This is a genomic window from Rhodococcus aetherivorans (assembly GCF_011058165.1).
Taxonomy (GTDB): Bacteria; Actinomycetota; Actinomycetes; order Mycobacteriales; family Mycobacteriaceae; genus Rhodococcus; species Rhodococcus aetherivorans.
Genome location: NZ_JAALEG010000008.1, coordinates 1 through 19,856, shown reverse-complemented (window position 1 = coordinate 19,856; position 19,856 = coordinate 1). Strand labels below are relative to the sequence as shown.

Genomic DNA, 19,856 nt, shown 5'->3' with positions numbered 1-19,856 from the left:
GATGACCGGCGTCCTCGACACCGCCACCACCCACGCCGCCAAGGCGCACGCCCGCGCGCAGGCCGGCACCGTCACCGACGGCATGCCCACCGTGCCCGCCACCGCGTACCCCACCCCGCCCGGCGGCCGCACCGCCGCCATGACCTGGGCGGAGACCGTGCCCGGCGGCCGTTACACCGCCAAGGTCCTCGCCCGCGGCACCCGGCTGCGGCTGCGTGACATCGACGGCGCCGCCTGCGCCCACCTGCTGCTCTTCCGTGCCGACGCCCCGCACGAGCGGCTCAACGTCGCCGACACCGTCAAGGTGCCGTGGCAGGCCTACCTCGGCGTCGGGCACCCGCTGCTGTCGGACCAGGGCCGGGTGCTCGCCACCGTCGTCGCCGACACCTCCGGCCGCCACGACGCCCTGTGCTGCACCACGAACCTCGCCGGGAACACGGCGAAATACGGGGCGGGCAGCCTGCATTCGCACGCCCCCGCCGGGCGGGAGCTGTTCACCGTCGCCGCCGCGAAGCACGGCCTCGCCCCGCGCGACCTGCCGCCGTCCCTGTCGTTCTTCCACGGCGTGCGCGTCGCGGCCGACGGGGCCCTGACCAGCACCGGCACCGCCGGCGCCGGAGCCTGCGTCGAGCTGCTGATCCACCTGCCGGTGATCGCACTCATCGCCAACACCGCCCACCCCCTCGACCCGGCACCCGGGTTCCCCACCACCACCCTCGAGGTGCTCGCCTGGCACGCCCCGCGTGACCTCGACACCCTGCCGAACACGGACCCCGAATACCGGCGCGCCGTCCTCAACACCGAGGACGCCTGGACTGCCGCCACCGGAACGGAGCACTGATCATGACCTCGACCCTCGACCTGCCGGCGCTCGTCCCCGGGACCGTGATCCGCGACGAGATCGCCGGCGCCCGCGGACCGTGGTCGGCCGTCGTCGCCGCCGGCGACGTGCTCACCATCGTCGATCTGCACGGCAACCAGGCCGTCGACACCCTGATCTACGACGCCCACGACACCACCGTCCGCTACAGCGCCGCCGCCACCGTCGCCGCGCAGGGCAACCTGTTCCTCACCGCCGGCTCGGTGCTGCGCGCCGCCGACGGCGAGGAACTGATGACCCTCGTCGCCGACGAGGTCGGCAACCACGACACCGTCGGCGGCGCCTGCTCGCAGGAGTCGAACACCTTGCGCTACGGCCACCACACCAAGCACCAGCACGCCTGCGTCGAGAACTTCCTCGTCGAGGGTGCCCTGTGGGGCCTGGGCAAACGCGACCTGGTGTCCAACATCAACTTCTTCATGAACGTGCCCGTCGACCCCGACGGCACCCTCGGCATCGTCGACGGACTCTCCGCGCCCGGCAAGCGCCTCGCACTGCGCGCCGACCGAGACGTGCTCGTCCTCGTCTCCAACTGCCCGCAGATCAACAATCCGTGCAACGGTTTCGACCCCACCACGGTGCGGATGATCGTCACCCGACCGGAGGCCCGACCGTCATGACCACCAAGATCACCGTCGACCGTCCCGGCATGCTCACCATGGTGCAGGACTATCCGGGCCGCACCGGGTACTGGCAGATCGGGGTCCCGCCCTCCGGCCCGATGGACGACCTGTCGTTCCGACTCGGCAACGCCGCACTCGGCAACCCCGAGGGCGCGGCCGGCCTCGAATCCACCATGGCCGGGCCGGCCCTGCGCTTCACCGACGCCACCGAGGTGTGCGTCACCGGCGCCCCGGCGACCGTGACGGTGAACGGCACGGTGGTCCCGCAGTGGCGTCCCGTCACCGTCCCCGCCGGCGGCGTGCTCGACGTCGGCGCCGTCGCCGGCCCCGGCCTGCGCGTGTACGTACTCGTCGGCGGCGGACTCGACATCCCCGAATTCCTCGGCAGCGCAGCCACCTTCACCCTCGGAAGGTTCGGCGGCCACGAGGGCCGCACCCTCACCGAGGGCGACGTGCTCGTCGTCGGGGAGGTCGCGACCGGCGCGGCCGTCCCGGTGCCGGCCGAACACGTGCCGGCCATGACCGCCCGCTGGGAGATCGCCGTCACCGAGGGCCCGCACGGCGCTCCGGAGTTCTTCACCCGCAGCGACATCGACACGCTCTACGCCACCGACTACGAGGTGCACTTCAACTCCGACCGCACCGGCGTGCGCCTGACCGGGCCGAAGCCGCAGTGGGCACGCACCGACGGCGGGGAGGCCGGCCTGCACCCGTCCAACATCCACGACAACGCGTACTCCGTCGGTGCGCTCGACTTCACCGGTGACACCCCCATCCTCCTCGGGCCGGACGGCCCGAGCCTGGGCGGATTCGTCTGTCCCGTCACCGTCGTCGCCGCGGACCGGTGGAAGCTCGGCCAGCTCGCGCCCGGGCACACGGTGCGGTTCGTGCCCGTCCGCGCCGAGCACGCCGCGTCGCGCCGCGCACTCGGCGTCGCCCGTCGCGCCGGGCTGTCGCTGGTGGTCTCGCCCGGCGGCGACGGCGACGACGGCGTCCTCGCCCGCCGCGACGGCGACACCGCCGTCACCTACCGGCGCAGCGGCGACGACAACGTCCTGGTCGAATACGGTGACATGACGCTCGATCTCGCGCTGCGGGCCCGCGTGCACGCGCTGCACCGGCGGCTCGACACCGAACGCCCCGCGGGCCTGCTCGAACTCACCCCCGGCATCCGGTCGCTCCAGGTCAAGGTCGACCCCGACGTGCTGCCGGTGCCGACGCTGCTCGATCTGCTCGCCGAGGCCGAGGAGCAGCTCCCGGCGAGCGACGAGCTCGTGGTGCCGAGCCGGCGGGTGCGCCTGCCCCTGTCGTGGGACGACCCGGCCACCCGCGAGGCGATCCAGCGGTACATGCACGGGGTGCGGGCGGATGCGCCGTGGTGCCCGTGGAACATCGAGTTCATCCGCCGGATGAACGGCCTCGATTCGGTGAACGACGTGTTCGACACCGTCTTCGCCGCCGACTACATGGTGCTCGGTCTCGGCGACGTGTACCTCGGGGCGCCGGTCGCGACCCCGCTCGACCCGCGGCACCGGCTCGTGACGACCAAGTACAACCCGGCCCGCACGTGGACGCCGGAGAACGCCGTCGGCATCGGCGGGGCGTACCTGTGCATCTACGGCATGGAGGGCCCGGGTGGCTACCAGTTCGTCGGCCGCACGACCCAGGTGTGGAACCACCGCCACCCGCAGGCCGCGGGCCCGTTCGAGGCCGGCACACCGTGGCTGCTGCGCTTCTTCGACCGGATCTCCTGGTATCCCGTCGAACCGGAGGAGCTGATGGACCTGCGCGCCGACCTCGCGGCGGGCCGCGGCGGGGGAGTGGACATCACCGACGGCACGTTCTCCCTGGCCGAGCACCAGCGGTTCCTGGCCGGCAACGCCGCGTCGATCGACGCCTTCCAACAGGTGCAGTCGGTGGCGTTCGCCGCCGAGCGCGCCCGCTGGGAGGCCGCGGGCGCGTAGCACCGGTGTGTCCTTCGGGCTGTTCCTGCCGCCCGAAGGACGCACCGGCGGCGCAGCCGCCTACACGACGGCGTCGGCCTCGATCTCGATGAACAGGCCCTTGTCGATGAGGCTCGAGACCTCGAGGATGGTGGAGGCCGGGCGGATCTCGCCGAACACCTCGCCGTGCACGAGCGCGGCCTCCTCCCATGTCGACATGTCGGTGAGGTACATGCGCGTGCGGATCACGTCCGTCAGCGAGGCGCCGGCCTCGCCGAGCGCGGCCTCGATGGTCTTCAGTGCGGCGCGCGTCTGGTCGGCGAGCGTGTCGCCGGCGCCGGTGGTGCCGGACACGGCGATCTGGTTGCCGATGCGCACGGCGCGGGAGTAGCCGATCCTGGGTTCCCATTCGGAGCCGGACGAGATGTTCACACGGGTCATGGCCCGGAATTCTGTCAGGCCGCCCCCGCCGCCCCGCGCTTGACTGTCTTTAGCACGTATGTTCGACTGGCTGCATGCGGTGGGCGGCACAGACTCTCGACGTCGACGACGGCGCGCTCCCCGGCCTCGAACGGGCCGGGCTCGTCCGCAGCGTCCAGACCCCCGAGTTCGAGGGCATCACCTTCCACGAGGTGCTGTGCAAGAGCGCGCTCAACAAGACCCCCGAGGCGCCGAACCTGCCGTTCCGCTTCACCGTCAACACTTTTCGCGGCTGCTCGCACGCGTGCCGATACTGCTTCGCCCGACCGACCCACGAGTATCTCGACCTCGACGCGGGCCGCGACTTCGACAGCCGGATCGTGGTCAAGACCAACGTCGCGGCCGTGCTGCGCCGCGAACTCGCGCGACGGTCGTGGAAGCGCGAGCACGTCGCCCTGGGCACCAATACCGACCCGTACCAGCGGGCCGAGGGCCGCTACCGGCTGATGCCCGGCGTCATCCGGGCCCTCGCCGAATCCGGCACCCCGTTCTCGATCCTGACCAAGGGCACGCTGCTGCGCCGCGACCTGCCGTTGCTCACCCTCGCCGCCGGGCAGGTCGACGTCGGCGTCGCCGTCTCCCTCGCGATCGGCGAGCCCGACCTGCAGAAGCAGATCGAACCCGGCACCCCGTCGCCCAAGGCACGTCTGGACCTGATCCGGGCCGTCAGCGACGCCGGGCTGCCCTGCCACGTCATGGTCGCCCCGGTCATCCCGTGACTCACCGACTCCACCCGGCACCTCGACGATCTGCTCGGTGCGATCTCGGCGGCGGGGGCGACCGGCGTGACGGTGCTGCCGATGCATCTGCGCGGCGCCACCCGCGGCTGGTTCCTGTCGTGGCTGGGTCAGGAGCACCCCGCCCTGATCCGGCGGTACCGGCAGATCTACGGCCGCGGCGCGTACGTCTCACCGGAGTACAAGACGTGGTTGAAGGACCGCGTCGATCCGCTGGTGTCCCGCTACGGGCTCGGCGCGCGCGTGGCCGAGCACCGGCGCCCGGTCGCAGCGCCGCCGCGGCCGGCAGCCGAGTCGGCGGACCCCACCCTGTTCTGAGCGGCGCTGCGGAACTCGGGACACGACGTCGCCCCCCCGGGGTGAGGCAGGTACCCGCGAGGGCGACACCGGCCGGTCGGTCAGGTGGTTTCCGGGACCACGTCGGCGACGCCGGCGTTCGCGTCCACCGGCGCAGCCGGAGCGGCACTGCGGCGCTGCCGGTACACGCCGACTCCGACGACGACGGCGGCGAGGGCCGAGGACGTCAGCATCTGGCTGCGCGTGCTCTCCAGGGCGATCATGCCGGCGCACAGCGCGACGATCGCCGCGATGGTGAACCAGGTGAGGTACGGGAAGAGCCACATCCTCGGCGACAGCTCCCGGCCCTGGGCCTCGAGCGAGCGGCGCATGCGCAGCTGGGACGCGGCAATGACGAGCCACACGAACAGGGCGATCGCTCCGGAGGAATTGACCAGGAACAGGAACACCGTCTCGGGGTAGAGGTAGTTCAGGCCCACGGTGAGGAAGCCGACCACGGTGGAGACGAGAACCGCGTTGCGGGGCACACCGGACCGCCCGATGGTGGCCAGCGACGGCGGGGCGTCACCGCGGCGCGACAGGGAGAAGATCATGCGGCTGGCGGTGTACAGGCCCGAGTTCAGGCACGAGAGCACCGACGTCAGCACGATGACGTCCATGATGGTGGCGGCCGCCGGGATGCCGAAGGAGTCGATGACCGCCACGTACGGGCTCAACGCCACCGAGGCGTCGTCCCACGGCAGCAGGGTGACGACGACGGCGATCGAGCCGATGTAGAAGATCAGGATCCGCCACACGACCGACCGCACCGCCTTGCGCACCGCCTCGGCCGGGTTGGCGGACTCGCCGGCGGCGATGGTCGCGATCTCGGCTCCGAAGAAGGAGAACACCACGACGAGGACCCCGGCGAGTACGGCACCTGTCCCGTTGGGGAAGAAGCCGCCGTGACCGGTGAGGTTGCTCAGTCCCGGCGCCTCGACGCCGGGCAGAAAGCCGCAGATCGCGAGGACGCCGAGCACGAGGAACGCCACGATCGCCGTGACCTTGATGGCGGCGAACCAGAACTCGAACTCGCCGAACGACTTCACCGACGCGATGTTGGTCAGCGTCAGCACGACCATGAGGACCAGCGCCCACGTCCACTGGGGCACGCCGGGAATCCAGCGGTTCATGATCACCGCACCGGCCGTCGCTTCGATGCCCAGGACGATGATCCAGAACCAGGCGTAGAGCCATCCGATGGAGAACCCGGCCCATCGGCCGATGGCCCGGTCGGCGTACGCCGAGAACGACCCCGTCTGCGGATTCGCCGCCGCCATCTCGCCGAGCATGCGCATGACGAGCACGACGACCACCCCGGCGAGTGCGTAGGCGACCAGCACCCCGGGACCGGTCTCCCGGATCGCAGCGCCCGAGCCGACGAACAAGCCTGCGCCGATGACACCCGCGATCGCGATCATCGACAGGTGCCGCTTCTCGAGCGTGTGCCTCAGCTCGGGCTGATCGCTGTTCGACATGGGAACCCCTTCACAACCAGGTTTGGTATCGAGTGTGATGTACCTCTCGACCGCCTGAGTCTGAGGTTCCCGCTCCGCCGCTGTAATAGACACATCGGCGAGCCGTCGATCCCGACGTTCGACGAAACGGCAGATGCGCGGCGCCGGCCTGGGCTTTTCCGGCGGTCCGAGCGGTCGCGTGGGAGTCGACTTAACGGGAAGTTAACGGGGGTGGTCCGGACAAAGTCGGCATCTCGGTCGCCGCGGCGAGGGCGGACGCCGGGCCGGTCGCGTGGCCGGCCCCGGGCGGACCGGTGCGCGGTTATGCCGGGTCGGTCCGTTCCCGCACGAGGATCCACCGGTTGCTGCCGCCCCGCCTGCGGTAGGACAACTCGTCCAGCGCCGCCAGGGCGATCGCCAGGCCCCGGCCCCGCTCGGCCATGTCCCCGGGCATCCGGACCGTCTCGAGGTCGACGCGCGCGGGCCGGCCGTCGTCGTGGAAGCAGGCCTCGATCCGGTCCGGGGACAGGCGCAGCTCCAGCCGCATCGTGACCGGAGCGCCGTCGCCTGCGTGCTCGACGATGTTGGCGGCGATCTCGGCCACCGCGATCTCGAACGGGAAGCGATCCTCGTCCTCCACCTGCCCCGCGCACATCATCTTCTCGATCAGCGCGTGCACGTCGGTGAGCGTGTCGGCGCCCGTGACGGTCGTCAGGGCCCAAGATCCCGCGCCGGGGTCAGTCGCCATCGAACGCGGCGTCCGCGGAGTCGTACGTGCGCAGCACGCGGTCGAGGCTCGTCAGCGACAGCACGCTGCGCACCTGCGCCGTGGGCGCCGCCAGCCGCAGGTCCCCGCCGGCCTGCCGGGCGGCCTTGAGCCCCGACACCAGCGCCCCGAGCCCCGACGAGTCGATGAACTCGGTGGCGCCGAGGTCGACGACGACGCGGGCGGACCCGCCCTCGACGAGGCCGCGCAGCTGTTCCCGCAGCCGCGGTGCGGCGACCATGTTCAGCCGGCCCTCGGGCCGGACCACCACCACGTCCGAGCCGGTGGTGCGGGTTGCGAAGTGCGTCATCGTCTTCCTTCCATGTCGGGCCCGCGGTAGCGGACCGCCGGTATCACCACACTCAGGATCGCCAGGTCGAACAGCACCCAGAACAGGTTGACGCCGACGCCCAGCACCGAGCTCGCGCCCAGATACAAGCGCACCACGCCCACCACCGACGCGATCACCAGCAGCGCCATGGCCGCGATCTGGTACCGCACCTTGCCCCACGGGAGTGTGGCGCGGCCCTGCCGCGTCTTCGGGGTCACCGCGAAGTCGAGGGGCTTGTGCAGGTACACGTTGCGAAACGCCGTCCAGCACGCCTTGATCCACACCGGGAACAGCGCCAGGCTGTACTGCTGCCCCCGCCAGGTCGGGGTGCCCCGACCGACCACGAAGAACAGCAGCTGGTTCAACAGCAGGAACGGGATGAGCCGGCCGAAGAAGTCCCAGCTGTAGGCCTGCACGGGCAGCACTCCGAAGATCAGGTAGATCACCGGCGCGGCGATGTAGGCGACGGCCGCGAAACCCGCGAGGTAGCTCCACATCGTCGCCCAGTACATCAGCCGCTGCGGGATCGTCAATCCTCGCTGCACGAGCGGATTCTCCCGCAGCATCACCTGGATCGTGCCCTGCGCCCAGCGCAGCCGCTGGGTGAGCATCGTGCCCACGTCCTCCGGCGCGAGACCGTGCGCGAGCACCTCGTGGTGGTAGACCGACTTCCAGCCCACCCCGTGCAGGCGCATCGACGTGGCCATGTCCTCGGTCACCGAGATCGTTGCCAGCGCCAGCGTCGGTTCGGCCTCGTCGTCGCGGCTGACGTCGACGGCGCGGATCATCGTGCGGATCGACTCGAGTGCCCCGAGCGGCGACCACTCGCGGTCTGCGAGGCGCGACAGTGTCGTCTCGTCGAGCAGAACTCCGTCGGCGTCGGACCCGGGGGTGGCGGTCAGGGCGGCGATCGCCTCCAGGTCTGCGCGGATCGATCCGGCGTCCGCGTCGACCACGGCCCGCGCGGCCTCGTCCACGCTCTGCTGGAACCGGTAGGTCACCTCGGCGAGCGGCTGTCCCTGCCGGACGGCCGCGCGGGCCGTGCGCACGGCCACCCGCACCGAATCGAGGGCGGCGAGAACCTCCGGCTGGTTCGCACCGACCTCGGATCGCGCCCGGTCGAGCACCTTGCCGGCCGTGCGCAGCGCCCGCACCACGCCCTCCTCGACGGCACGGACGTAGCCGGTGATGCCCAGCTGCATCAGCGCCTCGCGGCGCAGGATCGCGTTCGAGCCGCAGAAGAAGGCGGCGTTCCAGCCGTCCTTGCCCTGCTGGATCGGGCCGTAGAACAGCGGGGCCTGGCTGCCCAGCGGATCGGAGTCCGGCACGTTGACGAAGTACTGCGGTGTCTGCACCAGGGCCGTCCGCTCATCCTCGAAGTAGCCGAGGGTGCGGTGCAGGATCTCCGGGTCGGGCACCTGGTCGGCATCGAGGACGAGGATGAACTCGCCGTGCGTGTGCAGCAGGGCGTTGTTGAGGTTGCCCGCCTTGGCGTGCCGGGGCTTGTTCGTCCAGCTGGCCGCCCGCGTCATGTACCGGACCCCGAGTTCGGCTGCGGCGCGCTCCAATTCGGGCCGCTCCCCGTCGTCGAGGATCCATGTCTCGTGCGGATACCGGATGCGTGCCGCCGCCTCGGCGGTCCCGATCACCAGGTCGACCGGCTCGTTGTAGGTGGTGATGAAGACGTCGACGGTCAGCCCGTCCGGCGGGACCGGCGGCGCGGCCCGCCGGCGCCACCGCCACATCGTGAGCCCGAACAGCATCGAGTCGATCAGGCTGTACGTCTCGGCGACGACGAGTGGCACCGCGATCCACCACGCGGACCAGTTGACGGAGAACAGCCAGCGCCACACCACGTAGTTCACGCCGAGCAGCACCGTCGCGGTGATCAGGATCCGCAGGCCCGGCGACGGGTAGCGGTCCGCGCCGGCCGCACTCATGCGTCCTCGCAGCGACGGACGGCGACGACGGTGACGTCGTCCATCGGTGGGTTGCCTTCGGCCAGCGCCCGCGCCGCCTCGGTCAGGTCGTGCGGCGTCGCATGGTCGGCCACGAACCGGTACAGGGCCTCCCGGTCGCTGTGCTCGTCGAGCAGGTCGAGCAGCCCGTCGGAGCAGATCACCAGCGTGTCACCGGGTTCGAGGCGCGTGCACTGCGCCTGCCACGACGTGTCGCGGAGCACGCCGACGGGTAGCCCGGTGCCGGCCAGCGGCACCACGGAGCCGTCGCGACGGCGGATCGCGGCCAGGCCGTGCCCGGCGTCGACGTAGTCCACCGACCCGGTGGCGAACTCGACGGCGGCATGGAACACGGTGACGAAGGTGCCGGTGTGTTCGCAGTCGTCCGTGAGGTTCTCGGCGGCGGCGCCGAGCGCGGCGCCCGTGTCCAGGACGCTGCACGCCTCGGCGTGGCTGAACCGCTCCATCACCCGGGACGCGCCGCGGAACGTGGAGCGCACCGCCGAGGACAGGATCGCCGCGCCGAGGCCCTTGCCCATCACGTCGGCGACGGTGACGACCAGCCCGCCGCGCAACCGGTAGTGGTCGTAGAAGTCGCCGCCGACCACGAACGCCGGAATGCACACGGCCTGCACCTCGAATCCGGGCAGCCCGGTCAACGGGCGCGGCAGCAGCTGGGCCTGCATCGCGGCGGCGCGATCGAGTTCGTCGGCGCGCTGCAGTTCCCGCTGCGCCCATTCGGCGAGTTCGGCGAACGCGTCGAGCTGGTCGGGGTCGAGTGTCCGCGGCTCGGTGTCGTAGATGCAGAACGTGCCGACGGGATGACCCGCGGGACCGTACAACGGGTAGCCCGCGTAGAAGCGGACGCCGTCGGCGCCGCCGACACCGGGAATGCCGGCGAACCGGGGGTCGGCGGAGGCGTCCTCCACGATCAGCGTCGGATCGCCGGGATGGTGGTAGGTGCGCGCAATCGTGGTCTTGCACATGCTCTCCTCGCGCGGCACCTGTACGAGGTCGAGCCCCTGGAGGGACTTGAACCAGAGCCGGTCCCGGTCGAGCAGTGCCACACTCGCCATGGGCACCCCGAACACGTGTCGGGCCATGCGGGTGATCTGCTCGAACCGGTCTTCTCGGGGCGTGTCGAGGATCTCCAGCCGTTCGAGGTCGCGGACCCGCTGGTCCTCGAGGTCGTCGGGGAGGTGCGAGGCGTCGGTCGTCATGTCAGCGCTGCCCCCTCTGCAGGGCTTCCGCCAGCGCGGCAGCCGCTTCCGGGGTGCTCGCCAGCCGCCAGTCGGTTTCCTTGTCGTGATCGAACCAGACGAACGCCGCCACATCCGTCCGGTCGTCGAGGAAGGAGATCAGGTCGCCGACCCAGTCCGGCTTCGACCCGCCGACGTCGGTGCTGCCCACCTCGGTGACCACGATCGGCTTGCCCGGCGCGATCCGGCCGAGCTCGTCGAGGGTCTCCTCGAACAGCTCCCGCGGCGACGTCCAGCGGCTCCACGGCTGCGTGGCGCCCCAGTTGTATCCGTCGGCCCCAACCACGTCGACATACTCCGCCCCCGGGTACAGGTCCGCGATCATGCTGCTGCCCTCGAACGAGACGTTCGGAGCCCACACCCATTTCACGTTGGCCACCCCTTTCGACGCGAACAACTCGTGCACGTGACGCCACGCGGCGACGTAGACGTGCGGCGGTGTCCCCCCGGCCGGACTCCAGGGGTACCAGGTCCCGTTCGGCTCGTGCGCGAAACGCAGGTAGACGGTCGAACCCCACGCGGCGAGCTCGTCGGCCCAGCGGTAGAGGTAGTCGTCGTGCACGCCCGCGGCGATCGACGCCATCGTGAACTCGCCGCGCTCGTACCGCCCGTCGCCGAGCCAGCGCCACGGCTCCCACGTGACGATCGGGTCGGCGCCCAGCCGCCGCACGGCGGCGAGCCCCGCGACGGGCGGCGGCGAGGCGAAGTCGGAGAACGACAGCACCACGGTCGGGGGAGTGCCCGCGATCTCGGCGACCCGTTCGAACTCGTCGACGGCGGTCGGGCCGCCGGGCGTGCTCACGCCGAATCGCAGGCACGCGCCGACCGGCTCGTGCAGCGGCGTGATCGCGGCGCCGCAGTCGATCGCCGGCGCGCATCCCACGGCGGTCGACACCGCGACGGCGAGGCCCGCCGCGACCGCCGCCGGGCGAGGATGTCCGTTTCTCACCGCTCCACCCTCGCATCCCGGACGAACCGTCGCCGGGTTTGTGACGGTTCGTCCGGGATGCGAGCGGGTCTATGCCGGACGTCCGGGTCCGTGCAGCGGTGTGCCGCAGGGTGCAACACGATGCAACGCTGGCCGCACCCACCTGCCGTGCGGTGTGCTCTGTATCACAACAGTTCAGGACGAGGAGCACGCAATGACCGACACACTGACCCCACCCGACGCCGCGATCACCGGACCGCAGCAGAGGGTCGACGCGTGGCTGGCCGACTTCGAGGCCGCCCTCGCCGCGCGCGACGTCGAGGCCGCCGCGGGCATGTTCGCCACCGACAGCTTCTGGCGCGACCTGGTCGCCTTCACCTGGAACCTCAAGACCGTCGAGGGCCGGGAAGGTGTCGGCGACATGCTCCGTGCGCGGCTGCACGACGCCGACCCCAGCGGGTTCCGCACCACCGAGCCCCCCACCGAGGACGGCGGCGTCGTCAGCGCCTGGATCGCGTTCGAGACCGCTGTGGGCCGCGGCGTCGGGCACCTGCGGCTGAAGGACGAGGGTGCCTGGACCCTGCTCACCACGATGCAGGAGCTGAAGGGGCACGAGGAGAGCAAGGGTGTCCGCCGGCCCAAGGGCGTGCAGCACGGCGCCGACCGCAACCGCGTCACCTGGTCCGAGAAGCGCGAGGCCGAGGAGCGCGAACTCGGCTACACCACCCAGCCGTACGTCGTGATCGTCGGCGGCGGCCAGGGCGGCATCGCCCTGGGCGCCCGCCTGCGCCAGCTCGGCGTGCCCGCGCTCGTGCTCGACAAGCACGACCGGCCCGGCGACCAGTGGCGCGGCCGCTACAAGTCGCTGTGCCTGCACGATCCCGTCTGGTACGACCACCTGCCGTACATGCCGTTCCCCGAGAACTGGCCGGTGTTCGCGCCCAAGGACAAGATCGGTGACTGGCTCGAGATGTACACCAAGGTCATGGAGGTGCCCTACTGGTCCAAGACCACGTGCACCTCGGCGTCCTACGACGAGGCGACCGGCGAGTGGACCGTGAACGTGGTCCGCGACGGCGAACCCGTCGTGCTGAGGCCGAAGCAGCTGGTGCTCGCCACCGGCATGTCCGGCAAGCCCAACATCCCGACCTTCCCCGGCATGGACCGGTTCCGCGGGGACCAGCACCACTCCAGCCAGCATCCCGGGCCGGACGCGTATGCGGGCAAGAAGGCCGTGGTGATCGGCGCGAACAACTCGGCGCACGACATCTGCGCCGCGCTGTGGGAGGTCGGCGCCGACGTGACGATGGTGCAGCGCTCGTCCACGCACATCGTCAAATCCGACTCATTGATGGACCTCGGCCTCGGCGACCTGTACTCCGAGCGGGCCCTGGCCGCGGGGATGACGACGGCCAAGGCCGACCTGACGTTCGCGTCGCTGCCGTACCGGATCATGCACGAGTTCCAGATTCCCGTCTACAACGCGATCCGGGAGCGCGACGCCGACTTCTACGCCCGGCTCGAGAAGGCCGGGTTCATGCTCGACTTCGGGGACGACGGCTCCGGGTTGTTCATGAAGTACCTGCGCCGCGGGTCCGGCTACTACATCGACGTCGGTGCCGCCGAACTCGTCGCCGACGGCGAGATCAAGCTGGCCCACGGCGGCGTCCGCGAACTCACCGAGAACAGCGTGATCCTCGAGGACGGCACCGAGCTCGAGGCCGACCTGGTGGTCTACGCGACCGGCTACGGCTCGATGAACGGGTGGGCGGCGGACCTGATCGGCCAGGACGTCGCCGACAAGGTCGGCAAGTGCTGGGGCCTGGGGTCGGACACCACCAAGGACCCCGGCCCGTGGGAGGGCGAGCAGCGCAACATGTGGAAGCCCACCCGGCAGGAGGGCCTGTGGTTCCACGGCGGCAACCTGCACCAGTCGCGGCACTACTCGCTGTACCTGGCGTTGCAGCTCAAGGCCCGGCACGAGGGGATCCCGACGCCGGTGTACGGGCTTCAGGAGGTCCACCACCTGAGCTGATCCGGGAAAGCGACGAGCCGCCGGCGCGCACGACGCGCCGGCGGCTCGGCGTGCCGAGACTGTGGGCGGGTGGCGTGCCGGACCTGGTGCCGGGTCAGGCTGCCGGGTCAGGCGTAGTGCCGCAGGACGAACTCGGTCAGACCCTTGCGGATCGTCTTCACCGCGTGCTTCTGGCCCTGCTTGAGCATGAAGCCCGGCACCGGGATCTTCGGGTCGGTGGACATCGTCACCCGCACGCGCGTCCCGCGCTCGGTGCGGGTCAGGCGGTACTCGCCGTCCTGGGAGTGCTGCATCTCGCTCTCGATCAGCGTCCACGAGGTGGACTCCTCGGTCCACTCGTGCTCGATCACCTGCGTGTCCGAGATGCCGAACAGTGCGAGCGTCATGCGCACGACGCGGGGCCGGCCGTCGTCGTGCCGCGATTCGACCTGCACGTCCTTGTGGGAGGACGACCACTCCGGGATGCGCTCGATGTCGGTCAACGCGCGCATCACCTGCTCGGGCGTCGCCTCGATCTCGAACTCGTCTGACACCGATGCGGCCATATGTGTTCCCACTCCCTGGTCGATTCCCATCTCGGTGGTCCGGGTACCCGCCTCGCGGACCCCCGACACGTGTTCCGACGAACGAGGCCCCCGGATCGCTCCCGATAGTGACATAGATCACAAAGCCGCCGTACTCTGGTCCAATGAGGCACGTGACGACCGGACCCCGGGACCTGCAGGTCGCCGTGGGCGACACCATCGAACTGCACCTGCCGGAGAACACCTCCCGCGACTACACCTGGTGCCCGACCCACATCGGCAAGGGTCTCCTGCTCAGCGACGTGCGATTCGTACCGTCCCGGAATCCGCTCCCCGGCGCCGGCAGCGAACGCATCCTCTACCTGCGCGCCAAGCGGCCCGGCACCTGGCCGGTGTCGCTCCAGTTGCAGCGGGCCGAGCACATGTCGGCGGACGAGCGGAGCATGACCGTCACCGTGACCTGACGGACCACTGCTCGTCGCCCCCGGCCGGTTGCGGTTCGCCCAGGCTCCGGCAGTGCGCCAGGTAGCGCCGTGCCCAGTAGTGCACCGGCCGATGGTCGCCGGCCGCGGTGAGTCGAGCCAGCGCCCGGGTGCGGTCCACCAGCTGCTCGTGCAGGACCCGTTCCAGCACCGCCACCCGGCGCCCGTCGCCGGACGTCGCAATCTGCTCCACGCAGCGACTCAGGCGCGCGGCCCGCGCCGACGGGCGCTCGGCCGGCGCGCCGCCATCCTGGAGGGCCTGCTCCAGAGCGTCCCGGTAGCCGAGCGCGTGCTCCAGATCGTCCGCGATCTCCCGCAGGCGCACCGGGTCGGCCGTGCGCTCCCGGCGCGCCGCCAAGATCTGGATCTGCGTCTGCGTCAACTGCAGCACCGCCCGGAGGTGGACGGTCAACGTGCTCTCGTGCATGGTTCTTCCTCGCTCGACCGGGCTGTCACGGTCGAGTACACCCGCATCCTCTTAGAGTATGTCTCATTTGGCCAGTTTCTTGAAGCAGGTCAGCGCAGCAGCGAGTTGGAGAAAGGCAGCGAAGTGCTCACCGTGACGTTCGTAGCGCATCGTCAGCCGGCGGTAGCCGCTCAGCCACGCCAGGGTGCGTTCGATCTTCCACCGGTACCGCCCGAGACGCTCGCTGCTGTCGACGCCACGGCGAGCGATCCGCGGGACGATGCCCCGCTGACGCAGCCACCGACGGTGCACGGGGTAGTCGTAGCCCTTGTCCGCCCGCAACCGGCCGGGTCGCCGGCGCCGCGGACCACGACGCGACCGGACCGCCGGGATCGCGGCCACCATGGGCTGCAGCATGACACTGTCGTGGGTGTTCGCCGAGGTCACCGCGGTGACGAGTGGGATCCCGTCGGCGTCGGTGAGGATGTGGATCTTCGAGCCGTTCTTGCCCCGGTCGACCGGGCTGGGACCGGTCAGAGAGCCCCCCTTTTCGCCCGGACGTGCGCGGCGTCCAGGATCGCCGCGGACCAGTCCAGGTCCCCGCCGGCGCCGAGTCGGTCGAGGATTTGGCGGTGCAGCTCGTCGAACACCCCGGCCTTTGCCCAGGCCGCGAAGCGGCGGTGCGCGGTCGGGACGCTGACCCCGAACGACGGTGGCAGGTGCCGCCAGGCGCAGCCACTGGTGAGCACGTAGACGACGGCGGTGAACACCGCCCGATCATCGAGCGCCGCCCGGCCGCCGCCCTGCGGCCTCGGCGAGAACCGAGGCAGCAGCGGTTCGACGATCTCCCACAACGCATCCGGCACCAACCGAGTAGACAACGCATCGACCACGCCATGCATCATGCCGTACACAGGATCCGACCCATACAAGACACGCTCTTAGCGATGGCTTAGCGCCGATCGACCTCGATCGGGCGGGTCCACCAGTTCGCGGAGGCTACGCTGAAACCCGGTCGTTCCGGTCGCACAGGAGGCGAACGTCATGGCAGGACGCATCGTGCACTTCGAGCTCCCCTACGACGACGGTGACCGCGCCCGGTCCTTCTATCGCGACGCATTCGGATGGTCGCTCGCGGACGTCCCCGGCATGGACTACACCCTCGTCACCACCGGTCCCGTCGACGAGACCGGCACCTCCACCGAACCCGGGTACATCAACGGGGGCATGTTCCGACGCGACGAGTTGAAGAGTCCCGTCGTGACCGTCGACGTCGAGGACATCGACGCCGCGCTGCAGAGGATCGAATCCCTCGGCGGGAAGACGGTGACGGGGCGAATGCCCGTCGGCGACATGGGATTCGCAGCGTACTTCGCCGACACCGAGGGCAACGTGATCGGGCTGTGGGAGTCCAGGCGCGACTCGTAACGACACTCGGAGGTCGTCGCTTTCGAGGACTTCCCATAACTCGAGTCACTTTCCATGACTCGGGAGAAATAGACTTGCTGCTCAGTGTGCAGGGCGCCGGCAGTTTCGCCGAAGGCAGCCCGCTGCAGCTGAAGTTGCGCGATCTCGAGACCGGCTCGCGTCACGCAGTGGTCAACCCGTCCATCAGTGCGGAGGCGTACGGACGAGCGCTGCTCGACATCGATGAGCAGGTCACCCCGCTGATCTGACGAAACGCTCCATGGCCCGCCCGAGATCGACGAACTCCGTCCTCAATCGATGGACAGGACCAGCTTGCCGAAGTGGGCACGGCTTTCGATGCGTTCGTGGGCAGCCCGGACATCGGTCAGAGGACGTACGGAGTCGATCACCGGGCGGAGGCGATGGGCATCGAACAGCGAGAGCATCCGGCCGAACTCGTCTCGGGTGCCGAGAGTCGATCCGAGGATGGTGTGCTGCCCGAAGTAGAGGGAAGGGATGTCGATGTTCCCGACTGTGCCTGCGGTGGCCCCGAAGACGACGACACGGCCGCCGGGTTTGAGGCAGTAAAGGGACTGGTCGAGGTTGGCGCCGACACCGTCGACGACGACATCGACGCCACCTGTCGCGTCGATGATCTGCCGGGGCCAGTTCGGGTCGGTGTAGAGCACTCCGTCGGTGGCACCGAGCTCGCGAACCCGCTCGATCTTGTCCGTACTCGAGGAGGTGACCAGCACGGTGGCGCCGAGGGTGGCGGCGATCATGATCGAGAAGGTGGACACGCCGCTGCCGGCGCCGAGGACGAGAACGGTGTCGCCGGGGCGCAGGCCGGCCCGGGTAACGATCGCGCGATATGCGGTCAGCGCACCGACCGGCAGCGCCGCGGCTTCCTCCCAGCCGAGGTGGCGAGGTTTGGGGAAGAGGTTGGCGGCAGGTACGCAGACGAGTTCGGCGTAGGTGCCGTCGGTGTCGTCACCGAGGATCGAGAACTGTGCCGATGGGGCAGCGGGGTTGTCGCCCCAGTTCAAGCCGGGATAGATGAGCACTTCTTCACCGGTGTCGCGCCGGATTCCGGCACCGTCGATGCCGAGGATGCGAGGAAGCGGGAATCCGCGGCCGGAGCGGCGGACAAGGATGTCGTGCCAATTGACGGCACTGGCTTTGAGCTCGACGACGGCATGGTCCGGGCTGGGGGTGGGATCGGCCACGGTTTCGAGGACGAGTTGCTCGGGACCGCCCCACTGATGGACAACTGCTGCCTGCACGTAATGGCTCCTTCTGGAGGGCTGGATGGAGTCAGCGCTGATTGTGGACAGCGATAAGTTCCTGGGCGCGCGAAAGGTCTTTGCCTGCAAGAGCTTCGACGATATCGGAATGTAGCACCAAGCGTTCGGCGAGCACCTCGGCCAGGGTCCGACCGTCGACAGGGTCGGCTGAAACAGTATGCGAGGCAAGCACGTCGAGCAGGCTGAGATAGACCGATCGAAGTACCCGGCTGGGGCTGGTGCGTGCGATGGCGGCGTGCAGATCCCAATTCGCGCGCAGGAAGGTCAGCACGTCCTCGGTCTCGACCGATCGGCTCATTTCGTCGAGTGCTTGACGCATCCGGGCGATGTCGGCGCGGCCGGCGAACTGGATGGCGTCGTCGATCAACAGTGGATCCAGTGCGCTGCGGATCCGTACCGCGTCGTCGACGGAGGTTTCCGTTCGATCGAGGGCCAGAATGGCGTTGCCGATCCGTACGGCAGGTGTGGGCTCTGCGGCAAACAGGCCTCCGCCCGGACCTGATCGGACGGTGATCAGGCCCCGGGCCTGCAGCAAACGCAGGGCCTCGTTGAAGGTTCCTTTCGAAACCCCGCAGCGCTCTTGTAGTTCCTGCTTGGTGCCGAGGCGCGCGCCGGGCTCGGCGCTCTCGGCGAGACGGCCTATCGCGAGGGCGGCCTGCTCCGGCCGGGTCAGTGACCCTCGTACCTGCAGGTCCGGCTGTGGAGTGGTCATGCCCTCTACCTGCTCTTTCGTACTCGATCGCAATTCATCATGCCCGATTCTCTCAGGCCTCTTGACATGAGACTCAGATCACGTCACAGTATTAAGCATATTCAACATGCTCAATTGGTGCGAGGGTGATCCGCACCATTCCCCTTCCAAACGAGAGGACCTCGGCAATGCAGCCTGAACTGCACGATGTGGTCGTGGTCGGAGCCGGTCCGGTGGGCTTGGCCGTCGGACGGCTGCTGGGCCTGCAAGGTCACGACGTGGTGATCCTCGAGCGCTGGCCCGAGCCCTACGGTTTGCCCCGGGCCGTGGTCTTCGACGACGAGATCGGACGCGCCTTCCAGTCCATGGGACTGAGCGACGAGGTCAAGGCCATCTCCGAGCCGGTGCACGACTCGTACGAGTGGCGCAACGCCCAAGGCCGGACACTGGTGAAGATCCCGTGGGAGCTCGACCGCCCGTGCGGCTGGGGTACGTCCTTCTTCTCCCAGCCCGAGCTCGAACAGGTGCTCGCCGACGCGGTGACCGCCATGCCCAATGTGCGGCTGCGGCGCGGCGCCGAGGTGGTACAGATCCACGAAACCGACGACGACGTGCTGGTGACCTACACCAGCGCGGTGACCAAGCAACGCCGGATCCGTGCCCGATACGTGGTGGGATGCGACGGGGCGAACAGCTTCGTCCGCCAGCGCATGGGTGTCTCCATGGTCGATCGGGGATTCTTCTTCGACTGGCTGGTCGTGGACACGAAGCCTCACGACGAAGCCGACTGGGCACCGCCGGGCTGGGACGACGTAGACCCGGTGCCGCAGAACTGGCAGATGTGCGATCCGGCGCGACCCACCACCGTGGTGTCCGGCGGACCGGGACGGCGACGCTGGGAGTTCATGCGACTGCCGGGGGAAACACGCGACTCCCTCAACGACCCCGCCAAGGCGTGGGAGTTGCTCGCAGCCTGGGGGCGAACCCCGGAGAACACCGATCTCGAGCGGCACGCGGTCTACACCTTCGGTGCCCGGTGGGCCGACGCATGGAACAAGGGCCGACTGATCCTGGCCGGCGATGCCGCCCACCAGATGCCTCCGTTCGCCGGCCAGGGCATGTGCTCCGGCATGCGCGATGCGGCGAACCTGTCGTGGAAGCTCGACCGTGTTCTGAGCGGCCGGGGTTGCGTCCATCAGGATGGTGTACGAGCCGGATCGGATCCCGATGACCGGCGTGTCGTAACCGAACGAAAGACGGTCACCGCGTGATTCTTCGAGAGAGCTACCAACTCGACTCGACGAAAGAG

General features: G+C 69.7%; 20 protein-coding genes and 1 pseudogene. 9 read left to right on the top strand and 12 right to left on the bottom strand.

Features of this window, described 5'->3' with window-relative positions; genetic code table 11:
- The first annotated feature begins 1 nt into the window (after position 1).
- Genes G6039_RS05250 through G6039_RS05240 form a run of 3 tightly spaced genes read left to right on the top strand, consistent with a single transcriptional unit; the run spans position 2 to position 3,467 of the window.
- Positions 2-841 (top strand): urea amidolyase associated protein UAAP1, encoded by an 840-nt coding sequence (locus G6039_RS05250; RefSeq protein WP_043798119.1) that lies wholly within the window; start codon positions 2-4, stop codon positions 839-841.
- A 2-nt stretch (positions 842-843) separates the two neighbouring features.
- Complete coding sequence (locus G6039_RS05245; RefSeq protein ID WP_043798116.1) at positions 844-1,500, top strand: urea amidolyase associated protein UAAP2; 657 nt, start codon at positions 844-846, stop codon at positions 1,498-1,500.
- Positions 1,497-3,467 (top strand): 5-oxoprolinase/urea amidolyase family protein, encoded by a 1,971-nt coding sequence (locus G6039_RS05240; RefSeq protein WP_043798113.1) that lies wholly within the window; start codon positions 1,497-1,499, stop codon positions 3,465-3,467. Before G6039_RS05245 ends, G6039_RS05240 begins: the two co-directional genes overlap by 4 nt.
- A 60-nt stretch (positions 3,468-3,527) precedes the next feature.
- Here the strand turns inward: G6039_RS05240 and G6039_RS05235 are convergent, their stop codons facing one another.
- Positions 3,528-3,887, bottom strand: a complete 360-nt coding sequence (locus G6039_RS05235; protein ID WP_029543516.1) for a RidA family protein — start codon at positions 3,885-3,887, stop codon at positions 3,528-3,530.
- Between the two features lie 74 nt (positions 3,888-3,961).
- Between G6039_RS05235 and G6039_RS05230 the strand changes: the two are divergent.
- Positions 3,962-4,981 (top strand): annotated as a pseudogene (locus G6039_RS05230) (Rv2578c family radical SAM protein).
- Positions 4,982-5,061: 80 nt separating this feature from the next.
- On the opposite strand, the gene G6039_RS05225 reads toward G6039_RS05230, so the two are convergent.
- From G6039_RS05225 to G6039_RS05200, 6 genes are all read right to left on the bottom strand, one after another.
- On the bottom strand, positions 5,062-6,477 hold the full coding sequence (locus G6039_RS05225) for an amino acid permease (RefSeq protein WP_043798112.1): 1,416 nt from the start codon (positions 6,475-6,477) through the stop codon (positions 5,062-5,064).
- 301 nt (positions 6,478-6,778) lie between these two features.
- Positions 6,779-7,204 (bottom strand): ATP-binding protein, encoded by a 426-nt coding sequence (locus G6039_RS05220; protein WP_006930643.1) that lies wholly within the window; start codon positions 7,202-7,204, stop codon positions 6,779-6,781.
- Entirely contained in the window at positions 7,194-7,532 is a 339-nt protein-coding gene (locus tag G6039_RS05215) for an STAS domain-containing protein (protein ID WP_006930645.1), read from the bottom strand. Before G6039_RS05215 ends, G6039_RS05220 begins: the two co-directional genes overlap by 11 nt.
- The gene (locus G6039_RS05210; protein ID WP_029543522.1) at positions 7,529-9,493 is read right to left on the bottom strand and encodes a glycosyltransferase; all 1,965 of its coding nucleotides are present in this window, start codon (positions 9,491-9,493) and stop codon (positions 7,529-7,531) included. The genes G6039_RS05215 and G6039_RS05210 overlap by 4 nt, the downstream gene beginning before the upstream one ends.
- Entirely contained in the window at positions 9,490-10,731 is a 1,242-nt protein-coding gene (locus tag G6039_RS05205; protein WP_043798110.1) for a PP2C family protein-serine/threonine phosphatase, read from the bottom strand. The genes G6039_RS05210 and G6039_RS05205 overlap by 4 nt, the downstream gene beginning before the upstream one ends.
- A gap of 1 nt (position 10,732) precedes the next feature.
- Entirely contained in the window at positions 10,733-11,719 is a 987-nt protein-coding gene (locus G6039_RS05200; protein ID WP_006930651.1) for a glycoside hydrolase family 26 protein, read from the bottom strand.
- Between the two features lie 193 nt (positions 11,720-11,912).
- On the opposite strand from G6039_RS05200, the gene G6039_RS05195 reads away from it, so the two are divergent.
- On the top strand, positions 11,913-13,733 hold the full coding sequence (locus tag G6039_RS05195) for an NAD(P)/FAD-dependent oxidoreductase (protein WP_043797193.1): 1,821 nt from the start codon (positions 11,913-11,915) through the stop codon (positions 13,731-13,733).
- A 107-nt stretch (positions 13,734-13,840) separates the two neighbouring features.
- On the opposite strand, the gene G6039_RS05190 is transcribed toward G6039_RS05195, so the two are convergent.
- Positions 13,841-14,278 (bottom strand): SRPBCC family protein, encoded by a 438-nt coding sequence (locus tag G6039_RS05190; RefSeq protein WP_006930655.1) that lies wholly within the window; start codon positions 14,276-14,278, stop codon positions 13,841-13,843.
- Positions 14,279-14,421: 143 nt separating this feature from the next.
- Here G6039_RS05190 and G6039_RS05185 point away from each other — a divergent pair, with 143 nt between their 5' ends.
- Positions 14,422-14,721, top strand: coding sequence for a protease inhibitor I42 family protein (locus tag G6039_RS05185; RefSeq protein WP_040271220.1), 300 nt, complete (start codon positions 14,422-14,424; stop codon positions 14,719-14,721).
- Here G6039_RS05185 and G6039_RS05180 read toward each other — a convergent pair.
- Together G6039_RS05180 and G6039_RS05175 are read right to left on the bottom strand one after the other, a co-directional pair.
- Complete coding sequence (locus G6039_RS05180) at positions 14,708-15,166, bottom strand: hypothetical protein (RefSeq protein ID WP_006930659.1); 459 nt, start codon at positions 15,164-15,166, stop codon at positions 14,708-14,710. The two genes, G6039_RS05185 and G6039_RS05180, sit on opposite strands and share 14 nt — an antisense overlap.
- A gap of 63 nt (positions 15,167-15,229) precedes the next feature.
- A protein-coding gene (locus G6039_RS05175) for an IS5 family transposase (protein ID WP_206530751.1) occupies positions 15,230-16,047 on the bottom strand; the annotation gives its coding sequence in 2 pieces (ribosomal slippage) (positions 15,230-15,688 and positions 15,691-16,047; 816 coding nt in all).
- Between the two features lie 142 nt (positions 16,048-16,189).
- On the opposite strand from G6039_RS05175, the gene G6039_RS05170 reads away from it, so the two are divergent.
- Positions 16,190-16,573, top strand: coding sequence for a VOC family protein (locus tag G6039_RS05170; protein WP_006930662.1), 384 nt, complete (start codon positions 16,190-16,192; stop codon positions 16,571-16,573).
- Positions 16,574-16,647: 74 nt separating this feature from the next.
- Entirely contained in the window at positions 16,648-16,821 is a 174-nt protein-coding gene (locus G6039_RS05165) for a hypothetical protein (RefSeq protein WP_006930663.1), read from the top strand.
- Between the two features lie 42 nt (positions 16,822-16,863).
- On the opposite strand, the gene G6039_RS05160 is transcribed toward G6039_RS05165, so the two are convergent.
- Together G6039_RS05160 and G6039_RS05155 are read right to left on the bottom strand one after the other, a co-directional pair.
- Positions 16,864-17,835, bottom strand: a complete 972-nt coding sequence (locus tag G6039_RS05160) for a zinc-binding dehydrogenase (protein ID WP_029543531.1) — start codon at positions 17,833-17,835, stop codon at positions 16,864-16,866.
- Between the two features lie 31 nt (positions 17,836-17,866).
- On the bottom strand, positions 17,867-18,568 hold the full coding sequence (locus G6039_RS05155) for a FadR/GntR family transcriptional regulator (RefSeq protein WP_006930667.1): 702 nt from the start codon (positions 18,566-18,568) through the stop codon (positions 17,867-17,869).
- A gap of 167 nt (positions 18,569-18,735) precedes the next feature.
- Here G6039_RS05155 and G6039_RS05150 point away from each other — a divergent pair, with 167 nt between their 5' ends.
- Entirely contained in the window at positions 18,736-19,818 is a 1,083-nt protein-coding gene (locus G6039_RS05150) for a bifunctional 3-(3-hydroxy-phenyl)propionate/3-hydroxycinnamic acid hydroxylase (protein ID WP_164528062.1), read from the top strand.
- The last annotated feature ends 38 nt before the right edge of the window (positions 19,819-19,856 follow it).

What these genes read in the sequence shown, in the direction of transcription:
- G6039_RS05250 (WP_043798119.1), top strand. Translation starts at nt 2, where the DNA reads ATGACCGGCGTCCTCGACACCGCCACCACCCACGCCGCCAAGGCGCAC.
- G6039_RS05245 (WP_043798116.1), top strand. Translation starts at nt 844, where the DNA reads ATGACCTCGACCCTCGACCTGCCGGCGCTCGTCCCCGGGACCGTGATC.
- G6039_RS05240 (WP_043798113.1), top strand. Translation starts at nt 1,497, where the DNA reads ATGACCACCAAGATCACCGTCGACCGTCCCGGCATGCTCACCATGGTG.
- G6039_RS05235 (WP_029543516.1), bottom strand. Translation starts at nt 3,887, where the DNA reads ATGACCCGTGTGAACATCTCGTCCGGCTCCGAATGGGAACCCAGGATC.
- G6039_RS05225 (WP_043798112.1), bottom strand. Translation starts at nt 6,477, where the DNA reads ATGTCGAACAGCGATCAGCCCGAGCTGAGGCACACGCTCGAGAAGCGG.
- G6039_RS05220 (WP_006930643.1), bottom strand. Translation starts at nt 7,204, where the DNA reads ATGGCGACTGACCCCGGCGCGGGATCTTGGGCCCTGACGACCGTCACG.
- G6039_RS05215 (WP_006930645.1), bottom strand. Translation starts at nt 7,532, where the DNA reads ATGACGCACTTCGCAACCCGCACCACCGGCTCGGACGTGGTGGTGGTC.
- G6039_RS05210 (WP_029543522.1), bottom strand. Translation starts at nt 9,493, where the DNA reads ATGAGTGCGGCCGGCGCGGACCGCTACCCGTCGCCGGGCCTGCGGATC.
- G6039_RS05205 (WP_043798110.1), bottom strand. Translation starts at nt 10,731, where the DNA reads ATGACGACCGACGCCTCGCACCTCCCCGACGACCTCGAGGACCAGCGG.
- G6039_RS05195 (WP_043797193.1), top strand. Translation starts at nt 11,913, where the DNA reads ATGACCGACACACTGACCCCACCCGACGCCGCGATCACCGGACCGCAG.
- G6039_RS05190 (WP_006930655.1), bottom strand. Translation starts at nt 14,278, where the DNA reads ATGGCCGCATCGGTGTCAGACGAGTTCGAGATCGAGGCGACGCCCGAG.
- G6039_RS05185 (WP_040271220.1), top strand. Translation starts at nt 14,422, where the DNA reads ATGAGGCACGTGACGACCGGACCCCGGGACCTGCAGGTCGCCGTGGGC.
- G6039_RS05180 (WP_006930659.1), bottom strand. Translation starts at nt 15,166, where the DNA reads ATGCACGAGAGCACGTTGACCGTCCACCTCCGGGCGGTGCTGCAGTTG.
- G6039_RS05170 (WP_006930662.1), top strand. Translation starts at nt 16,190, where the DNA reads ATGGCAGGACGCATCGTGCACTTCGAGCTCCCCTACGACGACGGTGAC.
- G6039_RS05155 (WP_006930667.1), bottom strand. Translation starts at nt 18,568, where the DNA reads ATGACCACTCCACAGCCGGACCTGCAGGTACGAGGGTCACTGACCCGG.
- G6039_RS05150 (WP_164528062.1), top strand. Translation starts at nt 18,736, where the DNA reads ATGCAGCCTGAACTGCACGATGTGGTCGTGGTCGGAGCCGGTCCGGTG.